The following is a 15,489-nucleotide window of genomic DNA, read 5'->3' on the forward strand; positions in this document are numbered from 1 at the left end:
GCTAAAGGGCAGCAGACTCATTGGCAGCGCGTGATTTAACCGGGCAGACCACCCTGTGCAGGTTGAGGGCGGTGTTGATAATGCCAATATGGCTGAACGCCTGAGGGAAGTTGCCCAGCATGCGCTTTTCCTTGGGATCGTATTGCTCGGCGAGCAAACCCAGGTCGTTGCACAACCCACACAGACGATCAAATAACGCCGCCGCCTCTTCCTCACGGCCCATGAGCACATAGACATCCGCCAGCCAGAACGAGCACACCAGAAACGTTCCTTCGTGACCGGATACGCCATCCACACTGCGCTCAGTGTCGTAACGCAACAGCAGACCGTCCTGAATGAGGTGCTTCTCGATGGCCGCAACCGTGCCGATCACTCGCGGATCATCAACCGGCAAGAAACCGGTCAGCGCAATCTGCAACAGGCTGGCATCCAGTGCAGGAGAACCATAGGTCTGCGTAAAGCTGCCAATGTCCGGGTCATAACCATTGAGGCAGACATCCGCGTGGATGTCGTCCGCGACCTTGCGGTAGTGAACCGCCAGCGCCCGCTCCTTTTCGGTTTGCGCCGACTCCGCAAGCAACGTCGAATTGCGGTCGAAGGCGACCCAGGTCATGACCTTGGAATGAGTAAAATGGCGCGGCTCGGAGCGAATTTCCCAGATTCCCTTGTCCGGCATATGCCAGACTTTTTCCAGAAACGGCATGATCACGCGAGAAATCGCGATGCTGCGCGGCGGACGCGGCAAACCACCTCTGATAGCCTGAATCATGGCGTCAGCGACTTCGCCATAGACGTCCAGTTGCATCTGCGTCGCTGCACCGTTGCCGATGCGCACAGGGCGCGAGCCTTCGTAGCCATTCAGCCAGGGCAATTCGAACTCTGACAGTCGTCTCTCACCGCCAAGCCCGTACATGATTTGTATCTGTTCAGGATTACCAGCCACCGAACGCATCAACCACTCGCGCCACGCAGCCGCCTCCTCGAAGTAACCGAGATTCATGAACGCCAGCAGCGTCATCGTCGCATCACGTAGCCAGCAGTACCGATAATCCCAGTTGCGCTCACCGCCCAGTTGCTCAGGCAGCGATGTAGTGACCGCCGCGACAATGCCGCCCGTGGGCTGATAGGTCATCGCCTTCAAGGTGATCAGTGAGCGTTTAACCTGCTGTGTCCAGGGGCCGACGTCAGGGCAGCGATCAGAGAATTCAAGCCAGAAATACTCGGTTTCGGCCAGCGCCGATTCAGCGTCGATGGCGTCATGAAGGCTTTCAAAAGACGCCTGATGCGTCAGGACAAACGCCTGGCGCTGGCCTTCGGCGATCTGGAAATGGCAGCCGGTGTGGTGATCGAATGCGCGCAACGGCTCAGGGGCACGCAGCACCAGCATTTCAGGGCCCGCCACTGCCGTGAGGGTCTGGCCGCCTTTGTTCTCGACCCATGGCACACTGCTGCCGTAGTCAAAGCGAATCGCAAGGTCCATCTCGAAAGACACCTGCCCACTCAGGCCAACGACCATCCGAACCACGTGACTGCCTTCGCCCGGCGGCATGAAGTCAATGAGCATGGCGCGACCGGTAGCGGTCTCGAACAGCGTCTCAAGAATCAGGGTCCCTTCCCGATAACGCCGCTCGGCACTGACCAAAGGCTGGCTGGGAGCGAGCTTCCAGCGCCCATTGTCTACATCACCCAGGAGCGCGGCGAAACAGGCAGGTGAATCAAATCGCGGGAAGCACAGCCAGTCAAGCGAGCCATCTCTGGCGACGAGCGCGGCAGTTTTGCAATTGCCGAGCAATGCGTAGTCTTCGATCAATGCAGCCATGAACAGCATCCATAATCGGGGAAACATCAACAGCCGTTCAGCGCGGCAGCATGTAGCGCTCAATGGCGCTGGCAACTCCATCTTCCAGATTACTGCCGGTGACGACATCAGCCTGACTGCGAACGCTTTCCTCAGCCTGCCCCATGGCAACTGAAAACCCGGCTTTATGGAACATCGCGACATCGTTGCCGCCATCACCCAGTGCAGCGGTGTGCGCCATGTCGACGCCCAACTGCCCTGCCAGGGTGACCAGCGCATTGCCTTTGTTGGCATCCAGCGCAGTCACATCCAGATAGTAAAGCTGCGAGCGTGCAGCGAAGGCTTTTCCTTCAACCATCGGGTTGAGGGTTGTTTCGAGCTGCTTCAAGAGCTCGAAATCGGTACTGGCGGCGACGATCTTGTCGACCCGATCCAGCCACGGCTCGAAGCTCTCAACCTGGACCGGCTCGTAACCAAGAGTCGTGCGTTCGTGCTCGACGTAAGCGCCCTGCGGATCGATCAGAAACCACTGATCATCGGCGAACACCCACACTGCTACGTCGTATCCGGAGAACAGCTCGATGCAGGTCCGTGCAGCTACCGGGTCAATGCGGTAAGCAAACAGGACGCTGCCGTCCGGGGCAACGATATTGGCACCGTTGAAGCCTGCGGTCGGCAGATCGACGCCCAGGGCTTCAATCTGTTCGCGCATGGCGCGCGGCGGACGACTGCTGGCCACGGTGAACAGGATTCCGGCATCACGCAGCCGGGCTACGGCATCGATCGTCGCCTGACTCAAGCTGTGATCGGGACGCAATAAAGTCCCATCGATATCGGAAAGCACGAAACGAACTTGCGGTGTCTTTACTTCAGGCATTGATATCCCGCCATTCTCGACCGTCTTTGCCCAGCAATGTATCCGCAGAAGCAGGTCCATTGCCCCCCGCCGGATACAGCTCGACCTGAGGATTGTTCTTCCATGCATCCAGGAACGGCTGCACCGCCCGCCAACCGTTTTCAATGTTGTCGGCGCGCTGGAACAGGGTCTGATCCCCGGTCAGGCAGTCGTAGATCAAGGTTTCATAACCCGTAGACGGCTGCATCTCGAAGAAGTCTTTGTACTCAAAGCCCAGCTCGATGTCTTCCATTTGAAGGGTCGGACCGGGACGCTTGGCGTAAAGGTCAAACCACATACCCTCATTGGGCTGGATATGGATGCGCAGGTAGTTGGGCTTGATACGGTCGACTTCGGTATCGCGAAACTGCGCATAGGGCGCTGGCTTGAAGCAAATGGCAATCTCGGTGCTGCGCGTACTCATGCGCTTGCCGGTCCGCAGGTAAAACGGTACGCCGACCCAGCGCCAGTTATCGATCATGACCTTGAGGGCCACGTAGGTTTCAGTGGTACTGGCCGGATCAACCTTGTTTTCCTGACGATACCCGGGCACATCAGCGCCATCCCTGGAGCCTTCCGAGTACTGACCGCGAACCGAATTGGCCAGTGCCTCTTCTTCAGACCATGGGCGAATCGCGCCGATGACCTTGGCCTTCTCGCCGCGAACTGCATCGGCTCCGAAGGCTGCCGGGGGCTCCATGGCAACCATGGCCAGCAACTGGAACAGGTGATTGGGCACCATGTCCCGCAACGCACCGGTGTTTTCGTAAAAACTGCCGCGTGTCTCCACCCCTACCGTTTCGGCGGCAGTGATTTGCACGTGGTCGATATAGTGATTGTTCCAGAAGGATTCGAACAAGGCGTTGGAGAAACGACTGACCAGAATGTTCTGTACTGTCTCTTTGCCCAGATAGTGATCGATCCGGTAGATCTGCTTCTCGGTCATGACCTTGAGCAGGCACTCATTGAGTGCAACGGCGCTGGGCAGGTCGGAGCCGAAAGGTTTTTCGATGACGACCCGGCGAAACTGGCCCGGTGCTTCACTCAGCAAGCCCGAAGAACCGAGGCGCTTAGCGACTTCGCTGAAGAAGCGCGGAGCAGTTGCCAGGTAGAACACCGCATTGCCGGTGCCGGTGCTTTTGATCTTTGCGGCGATATCGCTGTAAGTGGAGTCGTCGAGGAAGTCGCCCTGCACATAGCTGATACGGCCAGCCAGTTTGCTCCACAGCTCCGGATCCAGAGGATCCTTACCGTCATCAGCAACTTTGCTGGCTGCCTCCTGACGAATGAAATCCTCGAGCTTTTTCGCAAAATCCGCATCGCTGATCGCGTTGTGGTCAACGCCAACGATATACAGGTTTTCATCAACCAGACCGTCCCTGCTCAGGTTGTACAGCGCCGGCATCAACAGGCGCTTTACAAGGTCCCCATGGGCACCGAACAGGAACAGCGTGGTGGGTGGCGCAACTTCAGGCGTTTGCCGGGTAGTGCTGCGCGATAAACCCATTATTTAGGACCTTCCTTGTGACCGCCGAAACCGAAGCGCATTGCCGACAGCATTTTGTCTGCGTACGAGCTCTTCTGCCGTGAACGGAAGCGGGCAAACAGTGCACTGGAGAGTACTGGGACAGGAACGGCTTGCTCCATGGCAGCCTCGATGGTCCAGCGCCCTTCACCGCTATCGGCCACAGCACCGGAATAAGCGTCCAGTTGCGGGTCGGTTGCCAGCGCATCAGCAGTCAGGTCCAGAAGCCAGGAAGAAACGACGCTGCCGCGACGCCAGACTTCGGCGATATCGGCCATGTTCAGATCGAAGCGTTGCTCGACCGGCAGGTTTTCCGAATTCTTCTGCTTGAGGATATCGAAGCCCTCGGCAAAGGCTTGCATCATGCCGTACTCGATACCGTTGTGAATCATCTTCACGAAGTGACCGGAACCGGCCGGGCCTGCGTGGATGTAGCCACGTTCAGCGCGGTCATCGGCAGAGTTGCGACCTTTGGTGCGTTCGACTGAACCCATGCCCGGAGCCAGCGTCGCGAAAAGCGGGTCAAGACGTCTGACCACTTCATCTTCGCCACCGATCATCATGCAGTAGCCGCGCTCAAGACCCCATACACCGCCGGACGTACCGACGTCGACATAATGCAGCCCCTTGGCTGTCAGCGCCTGAGCACGACGTACGTCGTCTTTATAGAAGGTGTTGCCGCCATCAATGATCACGTCGTCTGCATCAAGCAGGTCGCTCAGGACATTGATGGTTTCTTCAGTAGGCTCGCCTGCAGGGAGCATGACCCAGATAGCGCGAGGCTTGTCCATGGCTGCCACCAGCGCGGGCAGATCGACTGCGGCAGTCGACCCTTCCTTGGCAAGGGCGCTGCGAGACGCTTCATCACGGTCGTACACCACGGTGGTGTGGCCATTGAGCATGAGGCGTCTTGCGATATTGCCGCCCATGCGGCCCAGTCCGATGATTCCAAGTTGCATGCTGGTGCTCCGTAATTCGCGATAAAACAAAAAAATGTTACCTCATTGTACAGCTCACTCCGTCGTGAGCCAGCCATGAGCATGATTTTTAAAGCGGCAAATTCCCGCTATCCCAAGCGCTGCGGGGGCTGCAAGGTGGCCAATGGACACCAGTCGAGAATCACAAGCAATCAAGAACAAGAAACGTTCGCGACCCTCCAAAATAAAAAAGTTCCATTTTTGCGCAAAAGAAATCAGAATTGTGGCCGATAGAGAGGTAAGCAGAGGCGAGTCGGGGATCGCGATAGTCATTTGCCAAGACCTTTCATGTTGAATCCGCCATTTGCGAGGTGAGCAATGGGCACTGTACTACCGGCAACCGCACCACAAACTCTCTATGTCACTATCCGTCGTGACGAACTGCGCCAACTTAAAGAAGAGCGCGAACAGTTGCTCAGCAAGGTCGCTAATTTGAGCCTCATGCTGCAACAATCGCAGTTGATGATCTCCAGCAACGCACTTCAAGCCTGACCCCCCACTCGTTGCCTCTGGGCAACGCAGCGTGACGAATAGCGGCAAGCCCGATCAGCTGGCTTGCCCGTGGCAGCACCCTCCTCCGAATTCCTTTCTTTCTATAAAGCCACTCTCATCGTGCTTCAAACAGCAACGCCTGCTGGAATTGAAACGTATTCCGCAGGAGCTCACGAGCACCGCGAGGCAGCGATGGCGTCCTGTCTGACACAGCTATCGCGGCCTCGCGGTGCTCGTGCGCCCCTACAGGTTCTAGGTTTGCCTCGAGACAGCGCGTTGTAAGGGACACCCGGACACCTCCTACAGGGCTGGCGCTGTACGTAAGATAGTGCGGCAACTCTTAAGAACCAATCGTTCCAGGCTCCGCTGCCGGGGTGTTTCACCTAAAAATCCGACCGGACACCCTGTCTAACGTTCAAACCCCATGCGGGTTTAGCGCGATTACAGTGTCTTCTGCCAGAACATGGCCTTGCCCATCTGCGGATCCAGCTCATAGCCCGCGAAGCCCAGTTTGCGATAGGCGCCCTGAGCGATAGCGTTACCTTCCAGCACTTCCAGAGTCAGCTTGCAGCAACCACGCTGACGGGCGATTTCTTCGACCTTTGCCAACATCTTCTGACTGATACCCAAACCTCGGTATTTACCCAGAACTGCGACGTCATGAATATTGACCAATGGCCGACACTGAAAGGTTGAAAAACCCTCGAAGCAATTGACCAGCCCCACCGGCTCGCCAGCGATGAAGGCCAGGACACTGAACGCGTGAGGACGCTTCGCCAGCTCAATGGCCACTTGCTGCTGCGTATCAATCGATAACGGCTCACCACCGCCCATGACATCTTCGGCGTACTGACTGAGCATGAAGCCGATCGCTTGCGCATGCACCGGGTTGGTGTAGCTGGCTTGCAGTACCAAAACTTCAGGGCTATCCATTACATCCTCTATACGACTGCGTGATCACGAATATGGCTGACTCGACCGAGTCAGGCCTCCGATTCTATCCCGACGTGCGCGAAAATGTTTCGATCAGGGATCAGAATAATTCTACGAGTGCCCCAGGAATAAGCGACACACGCACCAAGAAAAGGCCGTAGTCGTTGTAGGAGGTTATTTTTGCCCCACGTAGGCACGTGCCACACGCCCGCCTGAAGCCCAAGAGCACTATCGTCTAACAATCCGACGGCCGGTCATTGGCATGCCCCATGGGATTTTTTTCCGCTCTAACATAGAGCAGTGCGGCATTTCGCCACATATAACGGATGATATTGCCCCCGTGTAATCAGGCTCCGAACCCTATCCCAGACATTTCCCACAAAAAAAGTCGAAACTTTCCAATCAACGCACAGGTCATCTGATAACAGCGCCTATGCTGTTGGCTAAGCCCGCGTTTTTAGCACTACCTGTCTGTCCGTGAAGAACGCAAACAGTAAATGGGTACTGATCTTGCGTAGTGCTTGTGTGCCCGGTCATAGGACATGGCCAATAACAAATCTGATGCAGTACCGATACTGTATTGAATGGGGAGAAATCGATGATTAGCGCCGCTGTCAAAACCCAGAAGGGAGAGAGTTTTAATCAGCCGGCCAGCGAGCTGACTCATCTGCCAGGCTTCGCTACGACGAGCGTTCCACTGCTGCAACTGCCTGCCGTTACACAGCCTGTGATCGTGTCGAGCAATAGACGTAAAGTCCTGTTTGTCACGTCTGAACTGGCTGACCTGGTCAAGACCGGGGGGTTGGGTGATGTTTCTGCCGCGTTGCCGCGCGCCATGCGCCACCTGCACGACGTCCGAGTGCTGATTCCCGGCTACCCGCAAGTGCTTAACAGTGGCAACCCGATTCACGTCATCAGCCAATTGGGCGGCCACGCAGCCCTGCCGCCTTGCAAGATCGGCCGGATGGACATGAAAGACGGCCTGGTGATTTACGTGCTGATCTGCCCAGAGCTGTATGAGCGTGAAGGTACGCCTTACGCCGACAGCCAAGGACGTGACTGGTCCGACAACCATATTCGCTTCGCCCGACTGGGTCTGGCGGCGGCTGAATTTGCAGCCGGCGCAGTAAAAACCCAGTGGAGCCCTGAGCTGGTTCACGCTCATGACTGGCCTGCCGGCCTGGCACCCGCCTACATGAAATGGCGCGGACAGACCACTCCTACGATCTTCACCATTCACAACCTGGCTTATCAGGGCACTGTGAGCACAGCATCCGCCCGTGAACTGGGTATTCCGGATGAAGCTTTGAGCGCTGAAGGTATGGAGTTCTACGGCAAGCTGTCCTTTATCAAGGCAGGTATGGCTTACGCCAGCCACATCACCACGGTCAGCGCGACCTATGCCAAGGAAATCACGACCCCCGAGTTCGGTTGCGGCCTTGAAGGTTTCCTGCAGCATAAAGCCAACCGCGGCCAGCTCAGCGGTATCCCGAATGGGATTGACGCCAGCTGGGATGCAGCGACCGACGAACACTTGATTTGCCACTTCGCGCCTAATGAATGGCAGCGCAAGGAAATCAACGCCGACCACGTACGTGAATTGTTTGAACTTGAGCCGTCCACCGGCCCGCTATTCGCCGTGGTTTCGCGTCTGGTCTATCAGAAGGGTCTGGACCTGACCATCGGTGTTGCTGAACACATCGTTAACAATGGCGGCCAGATCGCGATTATCGGTCGTGGCGAGCCCGAAGAAGAAGACGCCATGCGCGCCCTGGCAGAACGCTTCCCGGGGAAAATCGGTGTACGTATCGGCTTCAACGAAACCGACGCCCGCCGCATGTTCGCAGGCAGTGACTTCCTGCTGATGCCGTCGCGTTACGAACCTTGCGGCCTGAGCCAGATGTACGCCCAGCGTTTCGGCTCTCTGCCGGTCGCTCGCAACACTGGCGGTCTGGCTGACACCATCGAAGATGGCGTCACCGGCTTCCTGTTCAACGAGTCAACGGTCGAAAGCTATAAAGAAGCATTGAACCGCGCCTTCAAGGTGTTTTCCAACTCAGCACTGATCAACGCCATGCGTTGCCGGGCAATGGCAGCCCCGTTTAACTGGCACCAAGCGGTAGAGCCTTACGCAGAGCTCTATCAGGACCTGTTGAAAAAGAACGTGGGAACTGCACTTCATTATTGATTAAGGGGTCAACGGATGCCTCTGCGTACGGACGAGAACTGGCGCCACGGCGCCGTATTACTGGATTCTGGCCACACGCGGTTCGCCCTCTGGGCACCCGACGCCTATTACGTCAGTGTAGAAATCGAGGGTGGCCAGTCTCTGGCCATGCTCCCGCAAAACGAAGGATGGTTTGTACTCGAGGCCCGCTGTCCGGCGGGCACTCGCTACAGGTACAACATCGACGGGGAACTCGAAGTCCCCGATCCTGCCTCCCGCGCCCAATCTTCTGATGTCCACTCCCATAGCGTGGTGGTCGATCCCCTCGCTTATGAATGGCAGAACACCGGCTGGCAAGGTCGCCCTTGGTCCGAGGCTGTCATTTACGAGTTGCACGTGGGGTCACTGGGCGGCTATGCCGGGGTCGAGGCTCATCTGGAGCGTCTGGCCGCGCTTGGGGTCACAGCCATCGAGCTGATGCCTATTGCGCAATTTCCTGGTGAGCGAAATTGGGGCTACGACGGTGTATTGCCCTACGCACCACAGTCCTCCTACGGTACACCGGAGCAACTCAAGCATCTGATCGATACTGCTCACGGCCATGGCCTGATGGTGATCCTTGACGTGGTCTACAACCACTTCGGCCCGGACGGCAATTATCTGGGGCGTTACGCGAAAGGATTCTTCCGCAACGATGTGAAGACCCCGTGGGGCGACTCCATTGATTTCAGGCGTCGGGAAGTCCGCGATTTCTTCATCGACAACGCTCTGATGTGGCTGCTCGAATACCGGTTCGACGGTCTGCGGATGGACGCCGTACACGCGATCAAGGACGACACCTTCCTGCAGGAGTTCGCGCAGAGGGTTCGTGAGCAGATCGACGCGCCGCGCCATGTCTGGCTTAACCTCGAGAACGAGTTCAACCAGGCCAGCCTGCTGGAACAGGGCTACGATGCGCAATGGAACGATGACGGTCACAACACGCTGCACGTGCTGCTGACCGGCGAGACCGATGCGTATTACACCGACTTCGCTCACCAGGCCACCGAGAAGCTGGCGCGCTTGCTGAGCCAGGGTTTTGTCTATCAGGGCGAACCGACTCGCCACGGCCATACCCGCGGCGAATCCAGCGGGCATCTGCCGCCCAGCGCATTTGTCCTGTTCCTGCAGAACCACGATCAAATTGGCAACCGGGCCTTTGGTGAGCGCCTGCCGCAAATCTGCTCCGCACCTGCGTTGCGGGCGGCCACCGCCTTGTGGTTACTCTCACCGATGATCCCACTGATGTTCATGGGCGATGAATGGGCAGCCAGTGAGCCGTTTCTGTTTTTCACCGATCATCACGGCGAACTGGCCGATGCCGTGCGTGAAGGCCGACGCAGTGAATTTGCCGACTTCGCAGCCTTTGCTGACGAAGAGAAACGCGAACACATTCCCGATCCCAACGATCCGGCAACCTTCGAAGCCTCCAGACCGGCTTTTGACGCGGTGTATCTGGAAACCGACAAAGGCAGCGACCACCGCAACTGGCTTGAGCTCTATCGCCAGCTGTTGGCGCTTCGTCACCAGCACATCGTCCCTCGCCTGCCAGGCAGTCACGCCCTGGGCGCTGAAGTGCTGAGCGAAGGCGCGGTGTCTGCGCGCTGGAGGATGGGCGACGGCGCGTTGCTGCGCATCGATATCAATCTCACTGAACACGCGGTCACCGCCCCTGAATGGAAAAGCGGCAGCGTTGTTTTCGAAACCCTGCCACATGCGGCAGAACTTTCCCGGCGAGGCATCCTCAATCCATACACGGCCATTGTCAGCCTGATAGCAACCGATGTTCTGGAGGAACGGGATGAGCAATGAGCAAATAGAGAGTCTGGCTGCCGAAGCAGGCTTGTCCGTGGACTGGATTGATGCAAACGGAAAGGCGCAAAGGGTCAGCCCTGAAGTGCTGAGCAAGATTCTGGGCTGCCTGGGTTTTCCGGCTGACGACAATCTGCAGATAGACGCCAGCCTGCAACGCCTGAAGCTTGCCCATCACCAACCCACACCTCCGCCTTTGCTGACCGTCGACCATGGCAGCAACCTGGATCTGAGTGCCTGGTTTGAACCGGGCACGCCTTTCGTCCTGCATCTGGAAGACGGCGCCACCATCGACGCCAACCTGACCGCTAATGCCAGCCTGCCTGCCCTGGCTCCAGTGGGCTATCAGCAACTGAACATTGCCGGTCAACACCTGACCATCGCTGTTGCTCCGAAGACTTGCTTCAGCATGGCCATGGCGACCGACAGCCGCGTGCCGCGTGCCTGGGGGCTGACCGTTCAATTGTATGGCCTGCACCGCGAAGGCGACGGCGGTTTTGGCGATACCCAAGCGCTGGAAAGTCTTGCTCGCGCTGCCGGAGAACGTGGTGCTCACGCGCTGGCGATCAGTCCTGTGCACGCGATGTTTGCCAATGACCCGCATCGCTACAGTCCTTACTCGCCCTCCAGCCGCCTGTTTCTCAACAGCCTGTATTGCTCGCCCGGCGCTATTCTGGGTGAGCGCGCGTTGCGCATGGCCATTGAAGAGTCCGGCCTGAGCGATGAGCTCAAACGCCTTGAAGCGCTGCCGTTGGTTGACTGGCCCGCCGCCGCCAGCGCCAAGTGGAAAGTGCTGCACAAGCTGTATGACGCTTTCAGCGGAAGCGATCATCCGCTGCACGAGGACTTCAACAGCTTCCGCCACAGCGCGGGAGAAGCACTTGAAAATCACTGCCGATTCGAGGCCATCCGCGACGAATGCCCGCGTCTGGGCATGAGCGATAACTGGCATGAATGGCCAGAAGAGTTCAAGAATCCACGCAGTGAGGCCATCGCCCGCTTTGCCGCCAATCACAGCGAGCAGATTGGCTTCTACGCCTTCGCCCAATGGCTGACGGCCCGTGGTCTGGAGCGTGCACAAGTTGCCGCCCGCAGCAGCGGTATGAGCGTAGGGTTGATTGCAGATCTCGCCGTCGGTGCAGATGGCGCGGGCAGTCAGGCATGGAGTCGGCAGGATGAATTGCTCTCCGCGCTCAGCGTCGGTGCGCCGCCGGACATTCTCAACCGTGCCGGACAAAGCTGGGGGATTTCCGCTTTTTCTCCTGAAGGCCTGAAGCGTAATGGTTTCCGTGCGTTCATTGAAATGCTGCGGGCCAACTTCGCCCATGCAGGCGGCCTGCGCATCGACCACATCATGGGCTTGCAACGTCTGTGGGTAGTGCCACTAGGCTCACCCGCCAGCGAAGGTGCCTACCTCAACTATCCGCTGGACGACATGCTCCGGCTGCTGAGTCTTGAATCGTGGCGACACAAAGCGATCGTGCTGGGTGAAGACCTGGGCACTGTTCCTCCCGGCCTGCACGAAAAGCTGGCTGCCCGGGCAATCCTCGGCATGCGCGTGCTGCTGTTCGAACAGAACAACGCGAACTTCAAGCCGATCCTCGACTGGTCCGATCAAGCCCTTGCCACCACCAGCACCCACGACCTGCCGACACTGGCGGGTTGGCTGGCGGAGAACGATATCGCCTGGAACCTGCGTCTGGGCATGGTCAACGAGCAACAAGCGCAAGACTGGAGCGCAGACCGCCATCGCGAACGCGACGGGCTGCGTCAGGTCTTGAGTCAAAACTCCACTAACTTCAGCGACGGACGTCCGGATGCAGAACAAATGATCGACGCCAGCATCCGCTATATCGGCCACACCCGTGCGCCTCTGGTGCTCCTGCCAATGGAAGATGCGATGGGCCTGACCGAGCAGTTCAACCTGCCTGGCGACACGCCGCAACACCCCAACTGGCGCCGCCGTATTCCCGGCGAAAGTTCGACATTGATGGACCACGAAGCCGTTGCACGACGGGTTGAGCTGTTGTGTCAGGCACGCCTGCAAGCTGCGGAGCGTGATCAATGAGCCCGCGCCTGGAAACCCTGCGTGCCACGCAGCGCCTGCAATTTCATAAAGACTTCACCCTGGATGACGCCGTAGCGCTGGTGCCCTACTTCGCCAGCCTGGGTATCAGCCATATCTACGCCTCGCCGCTGCTAAAGGCTCGCGCGGGTTCGATGCATGGTTATGACGTGGTCGATCCGCGGGTCATCAACCCGGAACTCGGTGGTGAACCAGCGCTGCGTCGTCTGGTCAGCGCCCTGCGTGAAAAAGGCATGGGCCTGATTCTGGACATCGTGTCCAATCACATGGCTGTGGGCGGTAACGATAATCCTTGGTGGCTTGATCTGCTCGAGTGGGGACGGCGCAGTCCCTACGCTGACTTCTTCGACATTCAGTGGCACTCGCCGGATCCGTTGCTCAAAGGCCAACTGCTTCTGCCTTTTCTCAGCACCGACTACGGCACTGTATTGCAAGCCGGTGAGATTCCGCTGCGCTTCGACCCCGACCATGGCGTTTTCTACATCGAGCATTACCAGCACCATTTCCCGATCAACCCTGGTACTTACGGGCCATTGCTTGAATCCGATGAGAATCCGCTTCTGGACGAATTGAGCAAGCGCTTTGCCGCACTTGATCAATTCCCGCAGGCATGGGAACGAGCCAGACAAGCCCGCGCCGAACTGGTCGAGCTGGTTAAAGACAAATCGATCATGAGAGCCATTGAGCTGGCCATGCAGCGCTACGACTCGACTACACCCGAAGGCTTCGATCGGCTGCATCACTTGCTGGAGGCCCAGCATTACCGTCTGGCTAGCTGGCGCACCGCAGGCGACGATATCAACTGGCGGCGCTTCTTCGACATCAACGAACTGGGTGGCTTGCGAGTCGAGCGCTCCAATGTATTTGAAGCTACCCACGGCAAGATCTTTGAGCTGATCAGCGAAGGTCTGGTGGACGGTTTACGCATCGACCACATTGACGGCCTGGCAGATCCACGCGGCTACTGCCGGAAACTGCGCCGCCGGGTCAACAGCCTGCTCGCTGCGCGTCCTGCGGGCACCGAACTGGCGCATTTGCCAATCTTCGTCGAGAAGATACTTGGCCCTGATGAATCGTTGCGTCAAGACTGGGGTGTCGATGGCACCACCGGTTATGAATTCATGAATCAGGTGTCGCTGCTGCAACATGACCCCAAGGGTCAGGAGCCTCTGGCCGAGCTGTGGAGCCGCATCAGTGAACGCACCGCTGACTTTGATCAGGAAGTGCTTGAAGCACGTGATCTGGTGCTGCACGGTACTCTGGCGGGTGACTTTGAAAACGTCGCGCAATCCTTGCTGCAAGTAGCACGCAGTGACCTGATGAGCCGCGACCTGACGCTGGGGGCGATTCGCCGGGCCTTGCTGGCGCTGGTGGTGAACTTCCCGACTTATCGGACCTACATCAGCGTGTGCGGGCGCTCTGCGGAAGATGAGCGTTTCTTCCAGCAAGCCATGCAAGGCGCACGCACCATGCTCAGCGAAGCTGACTGGCAAGTGCTGGATTACTTGCAGCGCTGGCTGGGTGGAGAGTCCTGGCGCAAGTTGCCACGGGGCAAGCAACGCAAGTTGAACAAAAACGCATGTGTGCGCTTCCAGCAACTCACCTCGCCGGTGGCCGCCAAGTCTGTGGAAGACACCTCGTTCTATCGCAGCGCGGTATTGCTGTCGCGCAACGACGTAGGTTTTCATCCGCAGCACTTCAGCGCCCCGGTCCAGGATTTTCACGATGCTTGCCTGGCTCGCATCAAAGCCTTCCCGGACAACCTGCTGACCACCGCGACTCACGACCACAAGCGCGGTGAAGACACCCGCACTCGTCTCGCCGTGCTCAGCGAATGCGCCGGTTGGTACGGCGAGCAGGTGGAGCGCTGGCGCCAGTTGGCGGTACCGCTCAAAGGCGAAGAAAACCCGATCAGCCCTGGCGATGAGCTGATGCTGTATCAGGCCATGCTGGGCAGCTGGCCGCTGGACATGCAGGAGGATGAGTTCGAAAACTACGCAGAGCGCCTCATCAAGTGGCAGGAAAAGGCCCTGCGTGAAGCCAAACTGCAGAGCAGCTGGAGCGCGGCCAATGAACCGTATGAGCGCGCATGCCGGGAGTTCCTGCAGAACATCCTGCTCAGCCCTCAGGGGCTCGCGTTGCGTCAGTCGCTGGGCGCCACCGCTAACCGCATTGCTACCAACGGTGCATTGAACAGCCTGGCGCAAACCTTGCTTCGTATGACCGCGCCTGGCGTTCCTGATTTGTATCAGGGCACCGAGTACTGGGACTTCACTCTGGTCGATCCGGACAACCGCCGCCCTGTTGATTACGCAGATCGGCAGGACGCGCTGAGTCAGGCGTCCACTGTCAGCGACCTGCTGGGCTCCTGGCAGAACGGCCGGATCAAGCAAGCGCTTATCCATCAGGTGTTGAACCTGCGGGCCGGGCACTCCGAGCTGTTCAGTCGCGGCGACTATGTGCCGCTGGAGGTGCTGGGCACCCATGCTGACAAGGTGATGGCATTTGCCCGTGTTCTTGATGCAGAACAGGCTATCGTTGTGGTGCCACGCTTGTGCAATGAACTATTGGGTACTGCCCAAACTCCATTCATCAATGCAGAAAATTGGGGGGACACGCGGGTCGTTCTACCGTTCGCGGATGCAAATCGAAGTTGGAAGGGACTTTTTTCAGACGCCGTAGTCACAACTGACAAGGAGTTGCTGCTCAGCGCAGCACTCGAGGAATTTTCTGTAAACCTGTTTATTCAGACTAAGTAAAACCTG

11 protein-coding genes are annotated in these 15,489 nt (G+C 58.0%); 5 read left to right on the forward strand and 6 right to left on the reverse strand.

What is annotated here, in order from left to right; genetic code table 11:
* Position 1 precedes the first annotated feature (1 nt).
* From K3169_RS16570 to K3169_RS16590, 5 genes are read right to left on the reverse strand one after another with little or no spacing between them, the layout of a single operon-like run.
* The gene (locus K3169_RS16570; RefSeq protein ID WP_231677601.1) at positions 2-1,819 is read right to left on the reverse strand and encodes a glycoside hydrolase family 15 protein; all 1,818 of its coding nucleotides are present in this window, start codon (positions 1,817-1,819) and stop codon (positions 2-4) included.
* Positions 1,820-1,856: 37 nt separating this feature from the next.
* Entirely contained in the window at positions 1,857-2,675 is an 819-nt protein-coding gene (locus tag K3169_RS16575; protein ID WP_122395666.1) for an HAD family hydrolase, read from the reverse strand.
* The gene (gene zwf, locus K3169_RS16580; RefSeq protein WP_122395665.1) at positions 2,668-4,200 is read right to left on the reverse strand and encodes a glucose-6-phosphate dehydrogenase; all 1,533 of its coding nucleotides are present in this window, start codon (positions 4,198-4,200) and stop codon (positions 2,668-2,670) included. The genes K3169_RS16575 and zwf overlap by 8 nt, the downstream gene beginning before the upstream one ends.
* Positions 4,200-5,177: a phosphogluconate dehydrogenase (NAD(+)-dependent, decarboxylating) gene (gene gnd / locus K3169_RS16585; protein WP_099269494.1), complete on the reverse strand. Its 978-nt coding sequence runs from the start codon at positions 5,175-5,177 to the stop codon at positions 4,200-4,202. The genes zwf and gnd overlap by 1 nt, the downstream gene beginning before the upstream one ends.
* A gap of 54 nt (positions 5,178-5,231) precedes the next feature.
* Positions 5,232-5,468 (reverse strand): hypothetical protein, encoded by a 237-nt coding sequence (locus K3169_RS16590; RefSeq protein WP_147471352.1) that lies wholly within the window; start codon positions 5,466-5,468, stop codon positions 5,232-5,234.
* Between the two features lie 45 nt (positions 5,469-5,513).
* Between K3169_RS16590 and K3169_RS16595 the strand changes: the two genes are divergently transcribed.
* Positions 5,514-5,687: a DUF6026 family protein gene (locus K3169_RS16595; protein ID WP_099269492.1), complete on the forward strand. Its 174-nt coding sequence runs from the start codon at positions 5,514-5,516 to the stop codon at positions 5,685-5,687.
* Positions 5,688-6,128: 441 nt separating this feature from the next.
* Here K3169_RS16595 and K3169_RS16600 read toward each other — a convergent pair whose 3' ends face one another.
* Entirely contained in the window at positions 6,129-6,620 is a 492-nt protein-coding gene (locus K3169_RS16600; protein ID WP_122395664.1) for a GNAT family N-acetyltransferase, read from the reverse strand.
* Positions 6,621-7,218: 598 nt separating this feature from the next.
* Between K3169_RS16600 and glgA the strand changes: the two genes are divergently transcribed.
* Genes glgA through K3169_RS16620 form a run of 4 tightly spaced genes read left to right on the forward strand, consistent with a single transcriptional unit; the run spans position 7,219 to position 15,483 of the window.
* Positions 7,219-8,808 carry a glycogen synthase GlgA gene (gene glgA, locus K3169_RS16605; protein WP_027902675.1) on the forward strand — a complete coding sequence of 530 codons (1,590 nt, stop codon included), beginning with the start codon at positions 7,219-7,221 and terminating at the stop codon, positions 8,806-8,808.
* Positions 8,809-8,823: 15 nt separating this feature from the next.
* A complete protein-coding gene (gene treZ / locus K3169_RS16610) occupies positions 8,824-10,638 on the forward strand; it encodes a malto-oligosyltrehalose trehalohydrolase (RefSeq protein WP_122395663.1) in 1,815 nt (604 codons plus the stop codon).
* Entirely contained in the window at positions 10,628-12,706 is a 2,079-nt protein-coding gene (gene malQ / locus K3169_RS16615; protein ID WP_122395662.1) for a 4-alpha-glucanotransferase, read from the forward strand. The genes treZ and malQ overlap by 11 nt, the downstream gene beginning before the upstream one ends.
* Complete coding sequence (locus K3169_RS16620) at positions 12,703-15,483, forward strand: malto-oligosyltrehalose synthase (RefSeq protein WP_263267185.1); 2,781 nt, start codon at positions 12,703-12,705, stop codon at positions 15,481-15,483. The genes malQ and K3169_RS16620 overlap by 4 nt, the downstream gene beginning before the upstream one ends.
* Positions 15,484-15,489: the final 6 nt, after the last annotated feature.

It is taken from the genome of Pseudomonas phytophila (assembly GCF_025643095.1).
Taxonomy (GTDB): domain Bacteria; phylum Pseudomonadota; class Gammaproteobacteria; order Pseudomonadales; family Pseudomonadaceae; genus Aquipseudomonas; species Aquipseudomonas quasicaspiana.

Coding starts and splice junctions, on each gene's coding strand:
- K3169_RS16575 (WP_122395666.1), bottom strand. CDS start 2,675: ATGCCTGAAGTAAAGACACCGCAAGTTCGTTTCGTGCTTTCCGATATC.
- glgA (WP_027902675.1), top strand. CDS start 7,219: ATGATTAGCGCCGCTGTCAAAACCCAGAAGGGAGAGAGTTTTAATCAG.
- K3169_RS16570 (WP_231677601.1), bottom strand. CDS start 1,819: ATGGCTGCATTGATCGAAGACTACGCATTGCTCGGCAATTGCAAAACT.
- K3169_RS16595 (WP_099269492.1), top strand. CDS start 5,514: ATGGGCACTGTACTACCGGCAACCGCACCACAAACTCTCTATGTCACT.
- zwf (WP_122395665.1), bottom strand. CDS start 4,200: ATGGGTTTATCGCGCAGCACTACCCGGCAAACGCCTGAAGTTGCGCCA.
- K3169_RS16600 (WP_122395664.1), bottom strand. CDS start 6,620: ATGGATAGCCCTGAAGTTTTGGTACTGCAAGCCAGCTACACCAACCCG.
- treZ (WP_122395663.1), top strand. CDS start 8,824: ATGCCTCTGCGTACGGACGAGAACTGGCGCCACGGCGCCGTATTACTG.
- K3169_RS16590 (WP_147471352.1), bottom strand. CDS start 5,468: ATGACTATCGCGATCCCCGACTCGCCTCTGCTTACCTCTCTATCGGCC.
- K3169_RS16620 (WP_263267185.1), top strand. CDS start 12,703: ATGAGCCCGCGCCTGGAAACCCTGCGTGCCACGCAGCGCCTGCAATTT.
- gnd (WP_099269494.1), bottom strand. CDS start 5,177: ATGCAACTTGGAATCATCGGACTGGGCCGCATGGGCGGCAATATCGCA.
- malQ (WP_122395662.1), top strand. CDS start 10,628: ATGAGCAATGAGCAAATAGAGAGTCTGGCTGCCGAAGCAGGCTTGTCC.